Origin of the sequence: Klebsiella africana, assembly GCF_020526085.1 — a bacterium.
GTDB lineage: Bacteria > Pseudomonadota > Gammaproteobacteria > Enterobacterales > Enterobacteriaceae > Klebsiella > Klebsiella africana.
In genome coordinates this window covers 1,872,068-1,890,705 of the sequence record NZ_CP084874.1, presented here as the reverse complement: position 1 = coordinate 1,890,705, position 18,638 = coordinate 1,872,068, and the positions used below count along the sequence as shown (strand labels likewise).

The 18,638-nt window shown below is 54.5% G+C and carries 19 protein-coding genes and 2 pseudogenes; 10 read left to right on the top strand and 11 right to left on the bottom strand.

Annotated elements, in window-relative coordinates; all coding sequences use genetic code 11:
• The first annotated feature begins 1 nt into the window (after nucleotide 1).
• Both LGL98_RS09155 and LGL98_RS09150 read left to right on the top strand, forming a co-directional pair.
• Entirely contained in the window at nucleotides 2-241 is a 240-nt protein-coding gene (locus tag LGL98_RS09155; protein WP_025711080.1) for a YebV family protein, read from the top strand.
• A gap of 97 nt (nucleotides 242-338) precedes the next feature.
• A complete protein-coding gene (locus LGL98_RS09150; protein WP_002911395.1) occupies nucleotides 339-530 on the top strand; it encodes a YdfD/YebW family protein in 192 nt (63 codons plus the stop codon).
• Here the strand turns inward: LGL98_RS09150 and pphA are convergent.
• Nucleotides 527-1,180, bottom strand: coding sequence for a protein-serine/threonine phosphatase (gene pphA, locus LGL98_RS09145; protein ID WP_136030196.1), 654 nt, complete (start codon nucleotides 1,178-1,180; stop codon nucleotides 527-529). The two genes, LGL98_RS09150 and pphA, sit on opposite strands and share 4 nt — an antisense overlap.
• Before the next feature lie 156 nt (nucleotides 1,181-1,336).
• Between pphA and LGL98_RS09140 the strand changes: the two genes are divergently transcribed.
• The 4 genes and pseudogenes from LGL98_RS09140 (at nucleotide 1,337) to LGL98_RS09125 (ending at nucleotide 5,143) form a co-directional block, all read left to right on the top strand.
• Nucleotides 1,337-2,305 carry a VirK/YbjX family protein gene (locus LGL98_RS09140; RefSeq protein ID WP_168435239.1) on the top strand — a complete coding sequence of 323 codons (969 nt, stop codon included), beginning with the start codon at nucleotides 1,337-1,339 and terminating at the stop codon, nucleotides 2,303-2,305.
• Nucleotides 2,306-2,409: 104 nt separating this feature from the next.
• Nucleotides 2,410-2,553, top strand: a complete 144-nt coding sequence (locus tag LGL98_RS09135) for an Ecr family regulatory small membrane protein (protein ID WP_168435244.1) — start codon at nucleotides 2,410-2,412, stop codon at nucleotides 2,551-2,553.
• Nucleotides 2,554-2,772: 219 nt separating this feature from the next.
• Nucleotides 2,773-3,906, top strand: a pseudogene (locus LGL98_RS09130) (IS3 family transposase).
• Between the two features lie 274 nt (nucleotides 3,907-4,180).
• On the top strand, nucleotides 4,181-5,143 hold the full coding sequence (locus LGL98_RS09125; RefSeq protein ID WP_136030193.1) for a glycosyltransferase: 963 nt from the start codon (nucleotides 4,181-4,183) through the stop codon (nucleotides 5,141-5,143).
• Between the two features lie 629 nt (nucleotides 5,144-5,772).
• On the opposite strand, the gene LGL98_RS09120 is transcribed toward LGL98_RS09125, so the two are convergent.
• Genes LGL98_RS09120 through yobA form a run of 3 tightly spaced genes read right to left on the bottom strand, consistent with a single transcriptional unit; the run spans nucleotide 5,773 to nucleotide 7,373 of the window.
• Nucleotides 5,773-6,111, bottom strand: coding sequence for a YebY family protein (locus LGL98_RS09120; protein ID WP_168435238.1), 339 nt, complete (start codon nucleotides 6,109-6,111; stop codon nucleotides 5,773-5,775).
• Nucleotides 6,112-6,127: 16 nt separating this feature from the next.
• Nucleotides 6,128-6,997 carry a copper homeostasis membrane protein CopD gene (copD, locus tag LGL98_RS09115; RefSeq protein WP_136030191.1) on the bottom strand — a complete coding sequence of 290 codons (870 nt, stop codon included), beginning with the start codon at nucleotides 6,995-6,997 and terminating at the stop codon, nucleotides 6,128-6,130.
• A gap of 1 nt (nucleotide 6,998) precedes the next feature.
• Nucleotides 6,999-7,373, bottom strand: coding sequence for a CopC domain-containing protein YobA (yobA, locus tag LGL98_RS09110; protein WP_136030189.1), 375 nt, complete (start codon nucleotides 7,371-7,373; stop codon nucleotides 6,999-7,001).
• Between the two features lie 113 nt (nucleotides 7,374-7,486).
• Between yobA and LGL98_RS09105 the strand changes: the two genes are divergently transcribed.
• Both LGL98_RS09105 and exoX read left to right on the top strand, forming a co-directional pair.
• Nucleotides 7,487-7,717, top strand: a complete 231-nt coding sequence (locus tag LGL98_RS09105) for a DNA polymerase III subunit theta (protein WP_002911406.1) — start codon at nucleotides 7,487-7,489, stop codon at nucleotides 7,715-7,717.
• Nucleotides 7,718-7,795: 78 nt separating this feature from the next.
• Nucleotides 7,796-8,455, top strand: a complete 660-nt coding sequence (gene exoX / locus LGL98_RS09100; RefSeq protein WP_136030187.1) for an exodeoxyribonuclease X — start codon at nucleotides 7,796-7,798, stop codon at nucleotides 8,453-8,455.
• 3 nt (nucleotides 8,456-8,458) lie between these two features.
• Here exoX and ptrB read toward each other — a convergent pair whose 3' ends face one another.
• The 3 genes from ptrB to LGL98_RS09085 form a co-directional block, all read right to left on the bottom strand.
• The gene (gene ptrB, locus LGL98_RS09095) at nucleotides 8,459-10,519 is read right to left on the bottom strand and encodes an oligopeptidase B (protein WP_136030185.1); all 2,061 of its coding nucleotides are present in this window, start codon (nucleotides 10,517-10,519) and stop codon (nucleotides 8,459-8,461) included.
• Between the two features lie 120 nt (nucleotides 10,520-10,639).
• A complete protein-coding gene (locus LGL98_RS09090; protein ID WP_136030183.1) occupies nucleotides 10,640-11,305 on the bottom strand; it encodes a tellurite resistance TerB family protein in 666 nt (221 codons plus the stop codon).
• A gap of 139 nt (nucleotides 11,306-11,444) precedes the next feature.
• Nucleotides 11,445-11,792, bottom strand: coding sequence for a YebG family protein (locus tag LGL98_RS09085; RefSeq protein ID WP_136030181.1), 348 nt, complete (start codon nucleotides 11,790-11,792; stop codon nucleotides 11,445-11,447).
• A gap of 135 nt (nucleotides 11,793-11,927) precedes the next feature.
• Here LGL98_RS09085 and purT point away from each other — a divergent pair, with 135 nt between their 5' ends.
• Nucleotides 11,928-13,106, top strand: coding sequence for a formate-dependent phosphoribosylglycinamide formyltransferase (gene purT / locus LGL98_RS09080; protein ID WP_136030179.1), 1,179 nt, complete (start codon nucleotides 11,928-11,930; stop codon nucleotides 13,104-13,106).
• A 57-nt stretch (nucleotides 13,107-13,163) separates the two neighbouring features.
• Here the strand turns inward: purT and LGL98_RS09075 are convergent, their stop codons facing one another.
• From LGL98_RS09075 to LGL98_RS09060, 4 genes and pseudogenes are all read right to left on the bottom strand, one after another.
• Nucleotides 13,164-13,805: a bifunctional 4-hydroxy-2-oxoglutarate aldolase/2-dehydro-3-deoxy-phosphogluconate aldolase gene (locus LGL98_RS09075; protein WP_002911423.1), complete on the bottom strand. Its 642-nt coding sequence runs from the start codon at nucleotides 13,803-13,805 to the stop codon at nucleotides 13,164-13,166.
• A gap of 38 nt (nucleotides 13,806-13,843) precedes the next feature.
• On the bottom strand, nucleotides 13,844-15,655 hold the full coding sequence (gene edd, locus LGL98_RS09070) for a phosphogluconate dehydratase (RefSeq protein ID WP_136030176.1): 1,812 nt from the start codon (nucleotides 15,653-15,655) through the stop codon (nucleotides 13,844-13,846).
• 222 nt (nucleotides 15,656-15,877) lie between these two features.
• Nucleotides 15,878-17,353: a glucose-6-phosphate dehydrogenase gene (gene zwf, locus LGL98_RS09065; RefSeq protein WP_080928508.1), complete on the bottom strand. Its 1,476-nt coding sequence runs from the start codon at nucleotides 17,351-17,353 to the stop codon at nucleotides 15,878-15,880.
• A gap of 10 nt (nucleotides 17,354-17,363) precedes the next feature.
• Nucleotides 17,364-17,512 (bottom strand): annotated as a pseudogene (locus LGL98_RS09060) (formate--tetrahydrofolate ligase).
• 159 nt (nucleotides 17,513-17,671) lie between these two features.
• Between LGL98_RS09060 and LGL98_RS09055 the strand changes: the two are divergent.
• A complete protein-coding gene (locus LGL98_RS09055) occupies nucleotides 17,672-18,577 on the top strand; it encodes a MurR/RpiR family transcriptional regulator (protein ID WP_162677299.1) in 906 nt (301 codons plus the stop codon).
• Nucleotides 18,578-18,638: the final 61 nt, after the last annotated feature.

Sequence of the window (18,638 nt, the reverse complement as noted above, 5' to 3'; positions counted from 1 at the left end):
GATGAGTAAAACCAATGTCCGCATCGGCGCGTTTGAGATAGACGACGCTGAACTGCACGGTGACCATCAGGGTGAGCGAACGTTAAGCATTCCCTGCAAATCTGATCCAGATTTATGTATGCAACTTGACGCCTGGGATGCCGATACCAGCGTTCCCGCCATTCTCAATGGCGAACATTCCGTCCTCTACCGTAAACATTACGACCGCCAATCCGATGCCTGGGTCATGCGCCTAGCCTGACACCAATGAACCCGTCGCCTGAGACGGGTTATTTATTTCCCCGTCCCGCCGTCATCCCCTACACTAAATAGTATGTGAAGCCGAGCATGAGGCCAGGATGTTTGCCTTAGTGTTGTTTATTTGCTATCTGGATGGCGGCTGCGAGGACATTGTGGTTGACGTCTACCGCGAGGAAACGCAGTGCTTAGTGGCAATGGAGGATCAGCGGATCCGCCACGGCGGCTGCTATCCGATAGAAGATTTTATTGATGGCTTCTGGCAACCCGCCAGCGAATACAGCGACTTTTAGCCTGCCGACTGCAGCGCCACCAGCGTCAGCGCCCCGCCAAACACAGCGCCTGTATCAATATAGTGTTGGTTATCGTGGTCATAACGCGCCTGAAGTGGCGTATGACCAAACCAGAAATGGTCAGCCCCGGCGATAGCGCCATGACGCCCCGCCAGATGTTCGCTCAGGCGGTGGCGGCTCCATAATACCCGCTGGGGATCCACCGGCTGCTGCCAGTGATAGACCGGCGCCGGATAATCGGCATGAGCGATCACATGCCGCACGGTTGCGCACTCGACTTCAATAATCAACGGCAGCCGCTGGCAGTACGCCAGCAACCGATCGACGTCGGCCCGTTGCTGTGCATGGCTTCGCGCGTACCAATCGCCGCCATTCATCTGCCAGAGTGCCATATCCCCGCTCTCCAGCGCCTCCAGCGCCATCTGCTCATGATTCCCCCGAACGGCCCTGAACCAGCGGCAGCGCAGCAGGCCAAGACAATCGGCGCTCTGCGGTCCGCGATCGATCAGATCGCCCACCGAGATCAGCAGATCGGCCCAAGGATCAAAGCGCAGCTGACGCAGGCGATTCATCAGCAGCGCAAAGCATCCGTGCAGATCGCCCATTAGCCAGATATTACGCCATTCGCTGCCGTTAATACGTTGATACATATAATTACCTCTCTGCTGTAATTATAGGTAATTGCGCCGAATCCCCCGTGATTTTTATTTACACCTCAATCGATTTTAAACAAACGGGAAATATAGTCGGCCAGAGGATTAAGCTTGTCAGTGGCTCGCTTTAAAATAGGAGGAAAGAACAACGAGGTGTTTATCGTGACAGACAATAGCTTGCATTCATCCAGCGTGCTAGCGCCGCGCTCGCATCTTATTGCCGATCTGGTGATGGGCAGATTAACTCCTGCCCCCATCTGGCGGCAGAAAAATTACCGTTTTAAGTTTCTGTTACGCACAGCCTTATTTTATAGCCCCACCAAAGCTATGCTGGAAGCACTCAGCGCCCGGGATGATTTTAACCAGTTGCTGGCCGCGCAGGCCACGCTGCCGGGGAAAGTACATCGTCAGTACCTGACACGCGATCTCAATGCCTGGCAGCGGGCAACGGCGGTCATAAGCCATTATTGCTATATCGACACTCTACGCGGATCGCGGCTGGCGCACGCTATGACCGCTGTCAATGAGGTTCCGTTGCTAACGTTAAACGGCAAAGACGACAGCCAGTTCACTCTTTATGCCTCCTCAGCCGGAAAGGCCGAACGTGAGGGTGAAACCACGCTGTGGCTGCGCGACAGCGACCACACTCTGCTGGCCAGCGCCACCTTCAGCGTAACCCGGGATGACGATGCCTGGCAGCTGGTTATCGGCGGTCTGCAGGGACCGCGACGTCACGTTTCGCATGAGGTGATTAAGCAGGCAACTCGCGCCTGCTACGGCCTGTTTCCGAAGCGCCTGCTGCTGGAGTTTATCTGGCTGCTGGCCGCGCGCAGCCAAATCACGGCCATTTACGGCGTTAGCGATAATGGTCACGTGTTCCGCGCCCTGCGCTATCGCCTGAGCAAGGGCCGCCATTTCCACGCCAGCTACGACGAGTTCTGGCAGTCTATCGACGGCCAGCCGGAAAGCCCCTGGCGCTGGCGGCTACCGCTATGTCTGGAAAGAAAATCGCTGGAGAGCATCGCCAGTAAAAAACGGGCTGAATATCGGCGGCGATTCCAGCTGCTGGATCAGCTGAAGGAGCAGGTGGCAATATTGACACTCCCCCACCCCGGCCAGTAAATTTTGCTGCTAATGACGCCGTATGAAAAACGCGGCGTTTGCTAATTCGGTCGTTATTTCGCTACTATCATGGCCCCTGGCGCCGTTGAATAGTGGTTGGCATGATGAGTAAAACCGAAATTTTTCTGCTGATTATTCTTGCGGTCATTCTGCTGGGCTGCCTCTGGTTTATTTTTAGCGATGAAATTTGGCTTTTGCTCGGCTATCTTGAAAGTCTGATATACCCCACCTTTAGCGTTCCTGAATAAATCAGTACACCGCAAACCGCTTTTTTGCTTATTATTTTTCCCACACGCTTGCGCTGAGAGAGCTAATCGCATGAATTGCCAAATCGTTTAGATTTTGCTTATGTTATTTATCATACAAATATGTATACTAGCAGGCTTCCGATGTTGGCCCGCCAGTTAACCTGCACGCCGGGCCTGTTTAGGTGCAGGTTTTTCTTTTCTTCTTCCCTTCCCCAAGTCATGCGCAGCAAGCGTTATCCTGAAGCGTTTAAAAGTGAAGCAGTCGAAGAGAATGTTGATCGTGCCCATTCTGTTTCCAGTATTGAAACACGTCTCAATTTCACTCCCCCTAGTCGCTATACCTGGATAAAGACGCACGGGCCGGACTCGTCCACCAACAAATGGCATTCGGAGGCTCAGGCCGAGAGCCGCCGACTCCAGAATAAACCGAAGCGGATTACTGACGAGCGGGACAGATTAAAACACCGCGGTATACTTCACGAAGCTGTTCGACTAATGGACGTCTTTACCGGTGACAACTTCTGTTCCAGGCCTGTTCGTCTACTCTGTCGGGTGGGGAATGCTCATCCGATCTGGTTTTACATCTGATTTTAGCAGCCGCATTCACCACAGCATCAGGCGGCTCTGAGGCTGACGGACAAATCAAAAAAGTTCTGGCCGGAGTCCGGCTACGTCTATGGTTATCGCACCATCCCACTCGACCTGCGAGAAAGCGGGCAACATTGCAGGATAAACCCGGTCTGGTGGTTGATAACGCGCGCAGAGATAAAGACTCTGATCGGGTACCGAAGCCCATGAGCGAGTAAAGGGGAAGCCAGTATCGTAGCACTCAACTGACTCAAGCGGCAGTTCACACCGAATGAACTGGATGAATCTTGGGTAAGGAACATCGTTTACATCCGAACCACCAAAGGCTGGTTGTATTTTGATTGTTGGCCTGCTCATACACAATGTTATCAGTTGGTCAATACAACTCGATGAGAAAGGATATTGCCCTGCATATAACTTTGCTGGCCGTGTGGCGGCGTAATCCCTAAAACCCGGCGCTGGTTCTTTCTGATCACGGTAGTCAGTACGCAAGCCATGAGTGGCAGTCGCTGCGGAAACCATCCGGTCTGCGGGGCAGTATGAGCCGTCGCGGTAACTGTCACGGCAACGCAGTGGGCGAAATATTCCGCCGCCTGAACCGCGAACCGATAAAGTAAAAAATCTACGGAACACGGGAAGCAGCGCGCAGCGATATTTTTATTATGTCGAAATGTTCTATAACCGTAAGCGCGGCATAGTTCGCGTCATCAGGTGTTATCGACAGAATATGAAAATCAATATTATCAATTACTCAGAAGTGTCTAAATTAGACATGGCGCTTCACTTTTCCATTATTCAATATGGTGACTTATATTATTTGACCACCATTCAAAGTAATTTTTTATTTCAAAACTAGAGACAAAGGTTGCTTTTCCGCTGGACATGAAATCATCCTATGTAAGGGCATTAGTCTTAAAACAGTCGGAGTCTTCGACTTTTTATTGATTATCCATATAGCCTCTCTATGGAAATTCATCTATAATGCTGACATGAATAACAAAAACATCCTTAACAGTGTTCGCGGGAAATTGTAATTAAGATGAAATTCTCAGTAATTATTCCAGCATTCAATGCTGAACTTTATATAGAAGAATGCATTCAGTCGGTTCTTGATAATGCGTGTCATGATATAGAAATCATCATTATAAACGATGGTTCCACCGATCGAACAGGGGATATCATCAACTCGTTTAAAGATGATTTTATTCATAAAATCCACACTAAAAATAAAGGCCAATCCGCCGCCAGGAATACTGGCATTAATAAAGCAACTGGTGATTACATCCTTTTTTTAGACAGCGATGACAAACTTAACAAAAAAACCTTACATAGGTTGCTGGAGGTCATATCTGAAAGTAAGGCAGACGTTATTTTATTCGAGTCAGACGTTTTCTTTGATGATGAACTGTTAACAACCAAGTTCAATCCCATCTATGAAAGGGCACAGTCATTAGCAGATAAAGCACTCACCGGCGTTGAGTTTTTTAAAACAGCAATGAATGAAAACAATTATATAGTAAGCCCTTGTCTATATACATTCAAAAAAGAGTTTTCCCAGGATATAAAGTTTAAGGAAGGAATCATTCATGAGGATAACATATTCACTACGATGTTACTTCTGCATAACAATCCGTCGGTATATTGCATCAAAGAGAAGCTTTATCAAAGACGAGTACGGCATGGTTCCGTTATGACTCAGAAAAAAGGTGACAATCACCTTAATGGCTACTATGCATGTGTATCTGAATTAATAAACAACCCACCCAACAATCATTTACTGGCTCACCCTGAATATAATAAATTCCTCACACATATGCTTGATTGTTTTAAATACACCAATCTGGATATTGCCAGGCAATATAAAGATGAGATGAGACAAATGCAAATTCAACATGAGAGTGAAATTAATGAGATCAAAAGTCATATTTCAGCATTAAAACAGTCCTCATCATGGAAGATTACAGCGCCGCTAAGGAAAATAAAAGATATCATCAAAAAGTGATTTTTTTAAAGAGTATGCATTACGCATACCCTTTAATGTTGATTTCGCCGCGTATTGCCGCTCGGCCTGCGGGGTTACTGGAGATGAGATTAGCGTTCAAAGAAAAATACCCAGCCAGGCCACCCAACGAATCGGAAGACTCATAGCGCAAAAGCGCTAAGCAGTGGTCAGTTTTAGTATGCCACAACAAAGTACTTTCTGGATGAACATGATAAAAAATCGTTCGTTATGCTCTGAATTTTATGTAAAAGGAATGTTAGAGCGCGTTTTGTTGTGTTATAAGTGGATTCGACCGCAATGTGGAAACTGGGGAAAAGTTCGCATAATCTCGGTCACACCCTTGTAGATCCCTGATATCTATGGGGAATAAAAAGAGACCGAATACGATTCCTGTATTCGGTCCAGGGAAATGGCTCTTGGGAGAGAGCCGTGCGCTAAAAGTTGGCATTAATGCAGGCTAAGTCGCCTTGCACTATAAGAATAGTTTAACGCGTCAGCTTTTCCAGTCCGTGGCCAATGTGACCACATAATTCATGGAAAAGGGCCGCCAGTTAGACAAAAAACCGCCACAGCCGCTAGCCGGCAATGGCGGTTTTTTTTATGCTATTACAGGGAGATAGTACAAAAATTTAGCAGAGCTTTTGCGCTCGCTCGATAAATGGCGCGAGGCTCATTTTTTGTCCTGGATGCTGCGGATCGTCGATCTGGATCACTGAGATCGGCTGCGCGGTGGTTTTCCCGGCTTTGACCTGCTGTTCAGCCACCTCATTAAGCGGATACTGGACCAGCGTGCTCGGGTTGATAGCGTAGAGCGCATTACCCGGACGACAGGTGAACATCACCTCCTCACGGTTGAACGCCCAGCTCTCCTTTCCCACCTCAAAACGGCTCACGGTGATAATTTGCGGCGCAGCCAGAGCAGCCCCGGAGCTTGCCAGTAACAACATGGTTAGAACAATTTTTTTCATGATTTTGCCAGTTAATTCAATAAGGTTCCCAGGTGGCAAACAGACTGACGGCCAACAGCGCCAGCGCGCCCAGCCCTATTTCAGCCTGCGTGGTTCGCAGGATCAGGCTTTCCGCCCGCGAACCGCTTGCCGACATGCGCGGTACCAGAACATACCTGTTCACTAACGCAATTACCACCATCCCGGCAACCAGCGCACATTTGATCAATAGCATACGTCCCCAGGGAGAGGTGCCAATCACTCCTCCCTGGATCAACAGCGCATTGATCACGCCGCTGGCAATCGTGCCGGCGACGGCCAGATGCCCGTAGCGCGAAAAGCGCGCCATGGTATAGATAGCAGCCTGACGCCAGCGCCCCTGCGCAAGGCGCAGACAATAAATAAAGGGCAACAGGCCGCCGAACCAGCTGGCAACACAGAAAAGGTGCAACGCATGATTGGTCCGCTGCAGTACGCCGGTGATACCATCGTGCATAGCGGCGTGCCCTACTCCGGCGGAAAGCAGCAGCTGGGCCGCCAGAAGCGCCACCAGCTGTCGGGCACCATGACGGGGACGGATCCATACCACGGCGAAAGCGATCCATGCCAGCAGGATCTGCCAGATCCATACCCCACCAAAGCGGGTACCCGCTACTGCCTGCCAGACGGCGGGCTGCCAGACATCCGCCCAGCCGTCGCCCATTATGCCTCCCTGCAGCAAATACAGCCCCACCGTTGAGAGCGAACCGATCAACATCACCGGGCGTAACAGGGGGTAAAAGCGCTGCATCAGCAGGCGCCGCAGCGGCACCGGCGCCCACCAGGCGCCATACAGCACGCAGCCAAAAGCCAGCATCAGGGTGATAAAGTGCCCAAAGCGTAGCGTGATATAGAGCCCGATCAGCATCTTACTTCACGCTAAAGGTGTATTGCCCCTTGGTTTTATGGCCATCCACCGAGACCACATGCCAAGCCACGGTATACTCCCCCGGCAGCAAGGTTTCCGCCAGGGGCACAGTGACTTGAGCAGGATTGTCGGCATGACGGGTCAGTTTTCCGGTGGCGACCACGTGCTGTTGCGGACCGGTGATGGTCACGCCGCTGAACGCGGGTTCTATCCCTTCAGAGAAACTGAGCGTCAACGTCTGCGGGGCGGCTGTCAGCTGAGCTCCGGCAGCGGGGATCTGCTGTTGCAAATGCGCGTGGGCGAAGGCGCCTGCCGCGGTTAACATACCGGCAAACGCAACGGAGAGGCGCAACGCGCGTCCAGCGAAGAGTCGCATATTCGTCATTCCCTTTTGTTATGTCTGTAGCACAGAGAATAACCCTGTATAATGGCAGAGTCGAGCTACGCGTCAGCGTCTCGACCAGGTTTAGCAGCACACTGGAGTGGATAATGGAAAGAAATCTGGCCAAAATTTCGCAAGATGAGATGGATAAAGTCAACGTCGATCTCGCGGCCGCCGGCGTCGCCTTTAAAGAGCGATACAATATGCCGGTGGTCGCTGATTTGGTCGAACGCGAGCAGCCTGCCCACTTGCGCGACTGGTTCCGGGAACGGCTGATCGCCCATCGACTGGCTTCCGTCTCCCTTTCCCGACTCCCCTGGGAGCCGAAACAGAAATAATGCGCGCTCGCCTGCTCGACGTCGGTTGGCAAGACCGGTCAATTCCTTTACGCTTAACGTTTTGCTGAGGAGCGAGCCATGCTGCGCGTCATTGATACCGAAACCTGCGGCCTGCAGGGGGGCATCGTCGAAATCGCCTCGGTCGATATTGTCGACGGGCAAATCACCAATCCGATGAGCCATCTGGTGCGCCCCGATCGCCCCATCAGCCCGCAGGCGATGGCCATCCACCGTATAACGGAAGAGATGGTTGCCGATAAGCCGTGGATTGAGGAGATTATTCCGCACTATCATGGCAGCCCGTGGTATGTCGCGCACAACGCCAGCTTTGACCGCCGGGTGTTGCCGGAGATGCAGGGTGAGTGGATCTGCACGATGAAGCTGGCCCGACGCCTGTGGCCGGGAATCAAATACAGCAATATGGGGTTATATAAATCACGGAAACTAAACGTGACGACACCACCGGGGCTGCATCATCACCGCGCGCTGTATGACTGCTATATCACCGCCGCGCTGCTGCTGGATATCATCAACGTTTCCGGCTGGACGCCTGACGAAATGGCCGATATTACCGGTCGGCCGGCGCTGCTGACTACCTTTACCTTCGGCAAATATCGGGGTAAGGCCGTCGCCGAGATTGCTGAAAACGATCCAGGCTATCTGCGCTGGTTATTCAACAATCTCGACCGCATGAGCCCTGAACTGCGCCTGACGCTCAAGCACTATCTCGGGGAATAGCCCTTACACTGCCGCTTTTCCCGGCAGTGTCCCCTGCGCCAGGGCGATGAAAAAGGCGTACTCCAGCGCCACCCCTTCATAGCTTTTAAAGCGCCCGGATTTGCCACCGTGACCGGAATCCATATCGGTACAAAGCAGCAGTAGGTTATCGTCAGTTTTCAGTTCCCGCAGTTTCGCCACCCATTTGGCAGGCTCCCAGTATTGCACCTGGGAATCGTGCAGTCCGGTGGTCACCAGCATATGCGGGTACGCCTGCGCCCGCACACCGTCGTAAGGACTGTAGCTTTTCATGTAGCGATAATAGGTCTCATCCTGCGGATTCCCCCACTCTTCAAATTCCCCGGTGGTTAGAGGAATAGTTTCATCCAGCATGGTGGTTACCACGTCGACGAACGGCACCTGGGCTATCACGCCATGGAACAGCTCTGGCCGTTCATTCACGGCCACGCCCATCAGCATCCCGCCAGCACTGCCCCCCATGCCATAGCAGAGCTGCGGATCGCCGTAACCCTGGGCCAGCAGCGCGTCGCAGACGTCCAGATAGTCGTTGAAGGTATTTTTCTTACACAGGAATTTACCGTCCTCATACCATTGCTGACCCAGCTCGCCGCCGCCGCGGACGTGGGCGATAGCGTAGACAAAGCCGCGGTTGAGCAGGCTCAGCCGGCTGGCGCTGAAATCGGCATCAATACTCTCGCCATACGAGCCATAACCATAGACCAGCAGCGGGTTGCTCCCTTTGCGGAAATGGTCGCGATGGTAGACCAGCGATACCGGAACCTCGACGCCATCGCGGGCGGTCACCCACAGGTGTTCACTCTGGTAACAGCTCGTATCAAGCCCTTTCACCTCCTGCTGCTTGATAACCCGCCGCTCGCCGGTATCCATATCCAGTTCGAAAAGGGTGTCCGGCGTGGTCATGGAGGAATAGCCATAGCGCAGGCGTGACGTTTCGGGTTCCGGATTATAGGCAAGCCAGGTGACATAGGCCGGATCGTCAAAGGCGATCCCCACCACCTCCCGGGTCTTGCGGTTAATTTGCCGCAGGCTGGTCAGGCCACGCTGGCGCTCTTCGACGACCAGCCAGTCGGTAAACAGGGTAAATCCTTCGAGCATCACGTCGTGACGCGGCGGGATCAGCGTGGTCCACTGCCCTTCATCACGCAGCACGGTACGATAAAGACCAAAATTCTTTCCGTCCCGGTTGGATCGCAGATAGAAGGCATGCTGATAATGATCGAGGCTGTATTCGTGATCTTTACGCCGCGGCAGGAAGCAGACCGGCTCGGCATCTGGCAGTTCGGCGTTGAGCAGCAGCACTTCGCTGGTGGTAGCGCTGGAGAGATAAATCACCACGAACTGCTGGGAGGTGGTTTTATGCACGCTGACATAGAAAGTCTCATCTTTTTCCTCATAGACCAGCACGTCGCTCTGCGCCGGTGAGCCGACGGTGTGGCGCCAGACCTGATAAGGAAGCAGCGTAGTGGGATGTTTACGCACATACCACACAAAGCGTGAATCGTTGCTCCAGGCAAAGCCAGAGGTGACATTTTCGAGGATTTCCGGATACCACTCTCCGTTGCTAAGGTCGCAAAAGCGCAGTCCATACTGACGACGGGAAAGGTAATCTTCCGCCACCGCCATCAGCTGGTTGTTGGGCGCAATGCCCAGCCCACCCAGCGTGTAGAATTCGCTCTTCGCCGCCCGCTGGTTGGCATCGAGCAGGATCTCCCACTCGTCCCACTCTTCTTTCAGCACCGACTGCCGCTGGTAGATAGCATATTCGCAGCCCGGCTCATACACCTGACGGTAGCGAAAACCGTTTTTACTGTAGGGGGCAGAGACTTCCCGCTGCGGAATACGGTCGATAATCTCTTTCAGCAGACGTTCCTGCAGGCTGAGCTGCGAATCCATCACTTTCTTGCCGTAAGCGTTCTCCGCTTGCAGGTACTCCAGCACGTCAGGCCGCGCGCGCTCATCGTCGCGCAGCCAGTAATAGTTATCGATGCGTGTATCGCCATGCAAGGTCATGGCGTGCGGGATCCGTTTAGCTTTAGGTGGCATGTTATTCTTCTGCTGCTTTATCGTGACACAAGTGCATTCAGGCCGCACGGTGGCGCCTGAATGATGACGTGTCTATAAGGGTGGCAAAAGACGCGAGCGATGCAAGCGAAACGTGATAATTTAAACGCTTAGCGCTTGTTTTTGTGACTGGATATCCTGTTCGATGTCGGCCCGGACATCTTTCGGCAGCGCCAGGGCGTCTCCCAGCGCGTTCAGATAGCTGCGCTCCATAAAGTGGTCGATATCAATCACTGCGCAACTGACATAGTAGATCTCCAGCGCCTCCTGTGGGTCAACGATACCCTCCGCCAGACGCTGCGGATCCAGCGGTTGGGCCAGCGCCTGGTCAATTAGCACCCGGGCCTGAACGTCAATGTTGGCCGCCCGCAGCTGAGTTTCAATATTCGCCCGCTCGTGGTCATCAATATGGCCGTCGCTTTTCGCGGCAAATACCAGGGCCGTAATCAGCCGCACGCTGCGCGGATCAACTTCCGCCGGCACCGCAGTCGTCTCAGAGACAGGCGCGGGTGCGGGCGTGTGCTGAGCGCGCATTTTTTGCTGATATTTGTTCCACAATACCGTGCCTGCCACCGCCCCGCCGCCTGCCAGCAGCGCGCTGGTGCCATATTTCGCCAACAATTTGCGTGACGATTTGCTGGCTACCAGCAATCCGGCCAGCCCACCGATGGCGCCGGGCAGCAGGCCGCTCCCTTTTGACGACTCGCCGGACGGTGACGCACCCTGCTGCCCGAGCAGCGACTGCAATTGATTTAGCCAGTTAGCCATGGTTTTCCTCTCAGGTGACAAACACTGTTATCAGCCTAAACGACGCGATGTCAGGAAATGTTAGATATGGCTAAAGATGCGCAAAGGTACGCGTGATGGCAGCACCGGGGCCGACCGACCAGTGACTGACCAGCAGCGATCAGGCCGCCTTGGCTTTGCGCGCTTTGGCCGCCGGCACGGCGTCATCACCCGCCGGAGAGGTCTCGGCGGTAGCCGACGGCGCGGGGGCGTCCTGCGCGGGCGTCTCTTGCTCCGGCAATCGGCCAACCCGCAGAATATGCTGCAGCGCCTCTTTTCGTTCTGCCAGCCACATCGCCATGGTATCGCGCTGGATGTCATCCATCTCCAGCGGCGATGCCACCAGCCAGTCATTCAGCACCTCTGCCAGATCGAGCATTTTGTCGTAAGCGTCGGCCTCTTTTTTGCTGGCAAAAGACATTTTTTCCTCACCCTCGCGGATCACTACATATTTAATTTCAACCGCCATGCTGCAGCCCCTCAATACTGTATTTTTATACAGTATAACAAATTTCCTCTTCGGACTCAACTCACGCGCATAAAGACAGACGCAAACGTTTTCGTTTATAATCGGCCGCATCTTTTTTTACTGCGGAAGAGAGTTATGACTGTATTAGGCACCGCGCTGCGTCCGGCAGCCACCAAAGTTATGCTGTTAGGTTCCGGCGAGCTGGGCAAAGAGGTCGCTATTGAATGTCAGCGTTTGGGCATTGAAACCATCGCTGTCGACCGTTATCCCGATGCCCCGGCGATGCAGGTCGCCCACCGCGCCCACGTCATCAATATGCTGCACGGCGAGAGCCTGCGCGCCCTGATTGAACAGGAAAAACCCGATTACATCGTGCCGGAGATCGAAGCTATCGCTACCGATACCCTGGTCGAACTGGAACAGAACGGACAGAAAGTGGTCCCCACAGCTCGGGCGGCAAAGCTCACCATGAACCGCGAAGGCATTCGCCGCCTGGCGGCGGAAGAGCTGCAGCTCCCCACTTCCCGCTATCGTTTTGCCGACAGCGAAGAAGGCTTCCGCGCGGCGGTTACCGAAATCGGTTTGCCATGCATCGTCAAACCGGTGATGAGCTCCTCCGGCAAAGGCCAGAGTTTTATCCGTTCGGCTGACCAGCTAGGCGAAGCCTGGCGCTATGCGCAGCAGGGTGGCCGCGCCGGCGCCGGACGCGTGATTGTTGAAGGGGTGGTGAATTTCGATTTCGAAATTACCTTGCTCACCGTCAGCGCCGTCGATGGCGTGCATTTCTGCGCCCCGGTTGGTCATCGTCAGGAAGATGGTGATTATCGTGAATCCTGGCAGCCGCAGCAGATGAGCGACCTGGCCCTCGAGCGTGCCCAGACCATCGCCCGCAAGGTGGTGCTGGCGCTGGGAGGTTATGGCCTGTTTGGCGTGGAGCTGTTCGTATGTGGCGACGAGGTGATCTTCAGCGAAGTCTCCCCGCGGCCACACGACACCGGGATGGTGACGCTTATCTCGCAGGATCTCTCGGAATTCGCCCTGCATGTTCGCGCCTTCCTTGGACTGCCCGTCGGCGCTATCCGCCAGTATGGCCCGGCCGCCTCCGCGGTGATCCTTCCGCAGCTAACCAGCCAGAACGTCCGCTTTGGCCAGCTGCAGTCGGCCGTCGGAGCAGGTTTGCAGCTGCGTCTGTTCGGCAAGCCGGAGATTGACGGCACCCGCCGCCTGGGAGTGACCCTCGCCGTTGCCGATTCAGTCGAAGAGGCCGTGGCACGGGCTAAAACCGCTGCCGCGGCGGTCATTGTCGAAGGCTAAAGACTAAAAAACCCGGTCGCGTTGCCGCAGACCGGGTTGTTGACCGTGAGGCGTGGTTTACTTCGCGCCTTCCACCGCTTCACGCGCCAGGGTGGTGATGCGATCGTAGTCGCCGGCCTCCAGCGCGTCGGCTGGCACCAGCCAGGAACCGCCGATGCACAGCACGCTGTTCAGCGCCAGGTAGTCACGGTAGTTGGCCGGAGAGATACCGCCGGTCGGGCAGAAACGAATGTGACCGAACGGACCTGCAATCGCCTGCAGGGCTTTCACGCCGCCGTTGGCTTCCGCCGGGAAGAATTTAAACTCTTTCAGACCATACTGCATACCCAACATCAGCTCAGATACCGTGCTGATCCCCGGGATCAGCGGAATGGTGCCGTCTTCGGTCGCCGCTTTCAGCAGGGATTCGGTCAGACCCGGGCTGATAGCAAACTGCGCGCCAGCTTCCGTTACCGCTTTCAGCTGCTCGACGTTGGTGACCGTGCCCGCGCCGACAATCGCGTCCGGCACTTCTTTGGCAATCGCGCGGATCGCCTCCAGGGCGCACTCGGTGCGCAGGGTGACTTCCAGCACGCGCACGCCGCCCGCCACCAGCGCTTTCGCCATCGGTACCGCGTGTTCCAGCTTTTTCACTACGATAACCGGGACAACCGGACCGGAGGTGAGGATTGCTTCTGCTGTTGTTTTCCAGTTTTTCATCAGGATTTTCTCTCGCCAGATCTAGAAATTAAATCGTCTTAAAAAGTGATGCAGGTTGCGCCCTGCTCCGCGCCAGAGAGCTTCTCACGCAGCGCCCCAAACATCTCCCGACCGGTTCCCACGCGCGACGCGCTGAGGTCAGGGATATGCGGCTGACGCGCCGCCAGTTCGGCATCATCCACCAGCAGCGTCAGTTCCCCCGTCTGCCCGTTCACGCGAATAAGATCGCCATCGCGCACTTTCGCCAGCAAGCCACCGTCATACGCTTCAGGCGTGACATGGATAGCTGACGGGACTTTACCGGAGGCGCCAGAGAGTCGGCCATCGGTCACCAGCGCTATTTTGAAACGGCGGTCCAATAATACACCAAGTGGCGGCATAAGTTTATGTAATTCTGGCATCCCGTTCGCTTTTGGCCCCTGATGACGGACTACCACCACACAATCTTTGTCCAGCAGGCCCGCTTCAAAGGCCGGCAATACGTCATGTTGGCTCTCGAACACCACCGCCGGCGCTTCAATCACCTGATTCTCAAGCGGGACCGCCGAGGTTTTCATCACCGCACGACCGAGGTTACCGCTCAGCACCTTGGTGCCGCCGTGACGGGAGAACGGTTTCTCGAAGGTCGCGATGACCTGATCGTCCAGCGGCGCTGTCGCCCCTTCTCGCCAGTCAAGCTCGCCGTTGTTGAGCCACGGCTCCAGGGTATAACGCGACAGACCAAAGCCGGCCACAGTGTGAACGTCTTCATGCAGCAGACCACCTTTTAGCAGTTCGCGCACCAGTACCGGAACGCCGCCTGCCGCCTGGAAGTGATTGATATCCGCCGGGCCGTTGGGATAGAGGCGCGCCAGCAGCGGCACCACGTCTGACAGGTCGGAGAAATCGTCCCAGTTAATGATGATCCCTGCCGCGCGGGCCATCGCCACCAGGTGCATGGTGTGGTTAGTGGAGCCACCGGTCGCCAGCAGCGCCACGATGCCGTTGACCACCACTTTTTCGTCAAACATTTTCCCCAGCGGCATCCACTCATTGCCATTGCCGGTCATGCGCGTAACCTGGCGCGCAGCGGCGGCGGTCAGCGCTTCCCGCAGCGGAGCATCCGGATGGACAAAAGACGAGCCCGGCAGCTGCATGCCCATAAATTCGACCACCATCTGGTTGGTGTTCGCCGTTCCGTAGAAAGTACAGGTCCCCGGCGCGTGATATGAGGCGGCTTCGGACTCCAGCAGCGCCATACGGTCAACTTTACCTTCCGCGTACAGCTGGCGAATGCGAACCTTCTCTTTATTCGGCAGGCCGCTGGCCATCGGACCGGAGGGAATAAAGACCGACGGCAGATGGCCGAATGAAAGCGCCGCCATGGTCAGGCCGGGGACAATTTTATCGCATACCCCGAGATACAGGGCCCCGTCGAACATGTTATGCGACAGGCCGATGGCGGCGGACATAGCGATCACCTCGCGGCTCAGAAGTGAAAGCTCCATCCCGTCCTGTCCCTGCGTTACGCCGTCGCACATCGCCGGCACGCCGCCAGCGACCTGGCCGACCGCATTGGCGCTGTGCAGCGCTTTGCGGATGATATCCGGGTAGTGTTCATAGGGCTGGTGAGCGGACAACATGTCGTTGTAGGAGGTGATGATGGCAATGTTGTTGCGCAACATGCTCTTCAGAGAGGCTTTGTCGTCAGCCTGGCAGGCCGCAAATCCGTGAGCCAGATTGCCGCAGGCCAGTTGCGCACGATGCACCGTATCGGTTTTGGCCTGGTTAATCCTTGCGAGGTAAGCCGCGCGGGTGTCACGCGACCGTTCGATAATGCGATTTGTTACCCGTAACATTGTCGGATTCATAAAGGCTCCTCAAATTTTTATCTGTCCGGCCGCTGCGTGACGACCTGTTTTGATGCTAAAAGCCACCAACACCAGCGCTCAGGGGCAAAATATCTGCAGGCAGTGTAATAAAAAAAGCCCCGTGGGTGAATCCTCACGAGGCTTAAAAGATTAAAAAGCATGCGACTTTCTGCGTCAGATCATGTTACCGGTAAAATAACCCTGACGGATTAGCCTGCAGGCTTATTCAAATTCGTTCCACGAGCGACCGTCGCGGGTGATCATCGCCACCGACGCAACCGGTCCCCAGGTCCCGGCCTGATACGGTTTCGGCGCATCGCGGTCAGCAGCCCAGGCTTCGGTGATGGAATCAACCCATTTCCACGCCTCTTCTACTTCGTCGCGGCGAACAAACAGCGCCTGGATGCCACGCATGGTCTCCAGCAGCAGACGTTCATAGGCATCGGCCAGGTGCGTCTGGTTAAAGGTCTCGGAATAGCTCAGATCCAGCTTGGTGATCTGCAGGTTATGTTTATGATCGAGGCCCGGCACTTTGTTCAGCACCTGAATATCCACCCCTTCGTCCGGCTGCAGGCGAATGGTCAGCTTGTTCTGCGGCAGTTCCTGCCAGGTCTCTTTGAACAGGTTCAGCTCCGGGGTTTTGAAGTAAACCACTACCTCAGAGCATTTGGTTGGCAGACGTTTGCCGGTGCGCAGATAGAACGGTACGCCAGCCCAGCGCCAGTTATCGATATCGACGCGGATCGCCACGAAGGTTTCGGTGTTGCTGGTCTTGTTGGCCCCCTCCTCTTCGAGATAGCCAGGCACTTTTTTGCCCTGGGCAAAGCCGGCGGTATACTGGCCGCGAACGGTTTTCTCGCGCACGTTGGAGCGGTCAATACGGCGCAGGGATTTCAGCACCTTGACCTTTTCATCACGGATGCTGTCGGCGCTGAGATCGGACGGCGGTGACATGGCAATCATGCACAGGATCTGCAGCAGGTGGTTCTGGATCATGTCGCGCATCTGACCGGCCTGGTCGAAGTAACCCCAGCGCCCTTCAATACCTACCTCTTCTGCGACGGTGATTTCAACGTGATCGATGGTGCGGCAGTCCCAGTTATTGACGAACAGAGAGTTGGCAAAGCGCAGCGCCAGCAGGTTGAGGACCGTCTCTTTACCGAGATAGTGGTCGATACGGTAAACCTGGCACTCTTCGAAAAACTCGCCGACCTGATCGTTAATCTCACGAGAGGTTTCCAGCGAGGTGCCGAGCGGTTTTTCCATCACCACGCGCGCAGGCTTGGCATTAAGCTTCGCTTCACCCAGCCCTTTGCAAATTGCGCCAAAGGTGCTCGGCGGCATGGCGAAATAGTTGATAGTGACACGGTTCTCTTGATCCAGCATTTCGCCTAAGCGAGTGAAGCCGCTGGTGTCATTGACATCAAGATTACAGAACTCCAGGCGTCCGCTCAGGGAATCCCACAAACCTTCATCAATTTTTTCTTTCATGAAGGTTTCCAGCGCTTCACGCACGACTTTGGTGTAAGCCGCTTTATCCCAGTCGGCACGGCCGACGCCGATAATGCGGGTGTCAGCGTGGATCTGGCCCGCTTTTTCAAGCTGATACAGGGAAGGCAACAATTTACGTCGCGCCAGGTCGCCCTTCGCGCCGAAAATGACCAGGTCGCATGCCTGGGCCGTTTGCGTTACCGCCATGTCATTCTCCTCAGTTGATAGTCTGGTGCTTTTGCCAGGCTATATTTGTAATTTTCTTACACTGCACTGTACTGTGTTTACGTATTTCCCGAAAGCCTTCCCCTTGGTTTGCGGCGATAAACCGCACAGGGTGAAAACATTGGGCGATGATTTGGGCATCTGGCTGATAGTGTTCGTTGTTTGTACCTGTTTCAGGTCAGTAAAATACGACTCTGATCATGTAATGAAAAAAAACAACATTATTTCACGTCATTCCTCACCGCTTGCGCTTGCGCAGGGGTATATTCTTGCTAAAACGCCCGATGATTTCACCCATTAATGAAATCGTTTCCATTGATGAGCGCCCTGTTACTAATGAACATGCTGGAAAAAATCCAGTCCCGACTGGAACACCTTAGCAAATCTGAACGCAAAGTGGCGGAAGTGATCCTCGCCACCCCCGCGCAGGCCATTCATTCGAGCATCGCCGCCCTCGCCCTTGAGGCCGGGGTGAGCGAACCGACCGTCAATCGCTTCTGCCGTAGTCTCGAAACCCGCGGGTTTCCTGATTTTAAACTGCACCTTGCCCAGAGCCTTGCGCACGGCACGCTCTATGTTAACCGGAATGTTGATGAAGACGACAGCGTTGAGTCATACACGGGAAAAATATTCGAATCGGCCATGGCGAGTTTAGATCAGGTACACCATTCTCTCGACATGTCGGCGGTGAATCGCGCGGTGGATCTGCTGACTCAGGCCAAAAAAATCGCCTTTTTCGGTCTGGGGTCCTCGGCGGCGGTCGCCCATGACGCGATGAACAAATTTTTCCGCTTCAACGTGCCGGTCATCTATTCCGACGACATTGTCCTGCAACGCATGAGCTGTATGAATTGCGATGACGATGATGTGGTGGTGATTATCTCGCATACCGGACGAACCAAGAGCCTGGTGGAGCTGGCGCAGCTGGCTCGTGAAAACGATGCCATGGTGATCGCCCTCACCTCCGCCGGTACGCCGCTTGCCAGGGAAGCCACGCTCGCCATTACCCTTGATGTGCCAGAAGATACCGACATCTATATGCCGATGGTCTCCCGTTTGGCCCAGTTGACCGTCATTGACGTGTTGGCGACTGGCTTTACCTTGCGCCGGGGGGCAAAATTCAGAGATAACTTGAAGAGGGTCAAGGAAGCGCTGAAGGAATCGCGTTTTGATAAAGAACAGTTCGTACCCAGTGATAATCAATAAAAGTTGATAACAAGCAGTACCCCATTACACCTTCGATAACGATCCGGCTGTGCGACGTTGC

Coding starts and splice junctions, on each gene's coding strand:
- LGL98_RS09155 (WP_025711080.1), top strand. CDS start 2: ATGAGTAAAACCAATGTCCGCATCGGCGCGTTTGAGATAGACGACGCT.
- LGL98_RS09150 (WP_002911395.1), top strand. CDS start 339: ATGTTTGCCTTAGTGTTGTTTATTTGCTATCTGGATGGCGGCTGCGAG.
- pphA (WP_136030196.1), bottom strand. CDS start 1,180: ATGTATCAACGTATTAACGGCAGCGAATGGCGTAATATCTGGCTAATG.
- LGL98_RS09135 (WP_168435244.1), top strand. CDS start 2,410: ATGAGTAAAACCGAAATTTTTCTGCTGATTATTCTTGCGGTCATTCTG.
- LGL98_RS09125 (WP_136030193.1), top strand. CDS start 4,181: ATGAAATTCTCAGTAATTATTCCAGCATTCAATGCTGAACTTTATATA.
- LGL98_RS09120 (WP_168435238.1), bottom strand. CDS start 6,111: ATGAAAAAAATTGTTCTAACCATGTTGTTACTGGCAAGCTCCGGGGCT.
- copD (WP_136030191.1), bottom strand. CDS start 6,997: ATGCTGATCGGGCTCTATATCACGCTACGCTTTGGGCACTTTATCACC.
- yobA (WP_136030189.1), bottom strand. CDS start 7,373: ATGCGACTCTTCGCTGGACGCGCGTTGCGCCTCTCCGTTGCGTTTGCC.
- LGL98_RS09105 (WP_002911406.1), top strand. CDS start 7,487: ATGGAAAGAAATCTGGCCAAAATTTCGCAAGATGAGATGGATAAAGTC.
- exoX (WP_136030187.1), top strand. CDS start 7,796: ATGCTGCGCGTCATTGATACCGAAACCTGCGGCCTGCAGGGGGGCATC.
- ptrB (WP_136030185.1), bottom strand. CDS start 10,519: ATGCCACCTAAAGCTAAACGGATCCCGCACGCCATGACCTTGCATGGC.
- LGL98_RS09090 (WP_136030183.1), bottom strand. CDS start 11,305: ATGGCTAACTGGCTAAATCAATTGCAGTCGCTGCTCGGGCAGCAGGGT.
- LGL98_RS09085 (WP_136030181.1), bottom strand. CDS start 11,792: ATGGCGGTTGAAATTAAATATGTAGTGATCCGCGAGGGTGAGGAAAAA.
- purT (WP_136030179.1), top strand. CDS start 11,928: ATGACTGTATTAGGCACCGCGCTGCGTCCGGCAGCCACCAAAGTTATG.
- LGL98_RS09075 (WP_002911423.1), bottom strand. CDS start 13,805: ATGAAAAACTGGAAAACAACAGCAGAAGCAATCCTCACCTCCGGTCCG.
- edd (WP_136030176.1), bottom strand. CDS start 15,655: ATGAATCCGACAATGTTACGGGTAACAAATCGCATTATCGAACGGTCG.
- zwf (WP_080928508.1), bottom strand. CDS start 17,353: ATGGCGGTAACGCAAACGGCCCAGGCATGCGACCTGGTCATTTTCGGC.
- LGL98_RS09055 (WP_162677299.1), top strand. CDS start 17,672: ATGAAATCGTTTCCATTGATGAGCGCCCTGTTACTAATGAACATGCTG.